Raw genomic sequence first — 1,991 nt, forward strand, 5'->3', positions numbered from 1 at the left:
GTGGATGGGTGGGGGAAAGGGGGCGTCGGCAAGAGCTGTCCACAAGTTAGCCGGCGGCCGAGATGCGCGGGGACAGCGGCGATGGTAGGGGCGGTCTTCTATGCTGGAAGGCATGTCGGAAGCGAAGGAAAGAGTCTCAACGCGGCAAAAGCTGCGGGTGATTGACCGCTCGGTGCTCTCGCGGGTAAACCGCATCCGTTCGCGGTTTGTTTATATTGTGCAGGCGACCATTGGTGCGGCGCTCGCGTACTGGGTGGCCGGCGATGTGGTGGGGCACCCGCAGCCGTTCTTTGCGCCGATTTCCGCGGTCATCATTTTAGGGATGTCCGGTGGGGACAGGATGAAGAAGGCGCTGGAGATGTCGATTGGCGGCATCATCGGCGTGGCCGTAGGCGACTTGCTCTTTCAGATTGTGGGGCAGGGGCCGTTCCAGATTTTCTTCATCGTGGGCGCGGGCCTGGTGGTGGGCTCGTTTTTGACCAAGTCGCCGCTGATTACTAACCAGATTGTCTTTGGCGCGATTTTGATTGCGACGATTTTTCCACCCACGGAGGGCCCGGGTGGCCTGCACCGCGCGATCGATGCGATGATTGGCTCAGGCATTGGCCTGATAACCATCGCGTTGATTCCCAATTCCCCGTTGGTGGAGGCGCGGCGCGAGGTATCGAAGGTGCTCAAGATTGCCTCGAGCATTCTTGCCGACGTCACGTACGGCATCCGCCAGCAAGACCCCGCCGTTATCCGAGATGCGCGCGAGGCGGTGCGCGGTACGCAAGACAGCGTGAATACCCTGCTGAGTGCGGCGCAATCGGGCAGGGAGGCCTCGGAGGTCTCGCCACTGTTGTGGGCATCGCGGCGCAGCATTCGCTCGCTGGAGCGCATCCTCATGCCGGTAGATAACGCGGTGCGCGGCGTGCGCGTGCTCTCCCGCCAGGCATTGGGCCTGACGGAGGACCGCGACAAGGTTTCAGACGCGCAGGTGGAATTGCTCGATGAGCTTTCTGAAATCATGCTCGCCATCAGCGAGCTCTACGGCCAGGGCAAACAGCATGGGCACGACGAAGCGATTGAGATTCCGGACCTCGTGCAGCGTCTGCGCATCGTGGGCGGGCGCGCCGGGATAGACATCATTGACAAGGACGGCACGTTATCGGCCTATATGATTTTGGGTCAGACGCGTTCCATTGTGGTCGATATGCTCATGGTGTGCGGGCTCTCGCGTGAGTCGGCCGTGGCGCACCTCGTGCCGACGTCGCAGCATCCGGCCTATCCACCGGAGGTGTGGGGGCGCGAGGACTGAAGTCGTCGCGCGGGGCTAAGGGCGGACGATCTGGAGATCGCGTAGGTGGCGGTAGAAGGTCACGCGGGTCACCGGCCGCTGGTGGGGGACCGAATCGACGATGACGCGCAGCTGTGGGCCGCCGGCCTGGACGGCGCGGCCGGTGCGTACGGATTCAGGGGCGAGCTGGCCGGGCTTGCGCAGCAACGAGCGGAGGCGGCCCTGAGGCTCGACGGGGGAAGTGGCGCGGGCGGCGAGGATGCCGGGGGCGTCGGTCATGGGGACTAGGCGTGCGCCGAAGGTCTTGGGGGAGGAGGCGGCAAGCGTGTGGTCATCGATGATGATTTCACCGGTGAAAGCGCCGTTTGCGGCATCCGAGATGGTGGCAGAGCCAGCGACTGCGAGGCCGGAATCGTTGCGGATGAGAGGGGCTGGGCGAACCGGCGCGGTGCGGGCGAAGTCGAGGGCTTCGGCCGGGTCGGTGGGAAGCCCCCAGTTCTGTGCGGCGGCGGAAGGAGTAGCCGAGGACACGGGGATGAAGGCGACTTCGGCCCAGAGGCGATCGGAGCGCATGAGGCGGGTGAGCACGGCCGAGAGGGCGGCATCGGAGCCGGCGACGACGATGCGGGCGGGTTCTGTGAGGTGGGGCGCCTGCGGGGCCGGCTCTGGCGCGCCGAGGTGGCGGACGTCGGGCTGAGCGGCGATGTCATCG

2 protein-coding genes are annotated in these 1,991 nt (G+C 65.2%); one reads left to right on the forward strand and one right to left on the reverse strand.

Annotation, left to right across the window (positions count from 1 at the left end; all coding sequences use genetic code 11):
* The first annotated feature begins 100 nt into the window (after positions 1-100).
* Entirely contained in the window at positions 101-1,300 is a 1,200-nt protein-coding gene (locus MHK04_RS12110) for an FUSC family protein (RefSeq protein WP_239209020.1), read from the forward strand.
* Between the two features lie 15 nt (positions 1,301-1,315).
* On the opposite strand, the gene MHK04_RS12115 is transcribed toward MHK04_RS12110, so the two are convergent.
* Positions 1,316-1,991 (reverse strand): hypothetical protein (locus MHK04_RS12115; protein WP_239227090.1); only part of this gene is annotated, 676 nt, incomplete at its 5' end.

The organism is Corynebacterium nasorum (assembly GCF_022345765.1).
GTDB classification, from domain to species: Bacteria; Actinomycetota; Actinomycetes; order Mycobacteriales; family Mycobacteriaceae; genus Corynebacterium; species Corynebacterium kefirresidentii.

What these genes read in the sequence shown, in the direction of transcription:
- MHK04_RS12110 (WP_239209020.1), top strand. Translation starts at nt 101, where the DNA reads ATGCTGGAAGGCATGTCGGAAGCGAAGGAAAGAGTCTCAACGCGGCAA.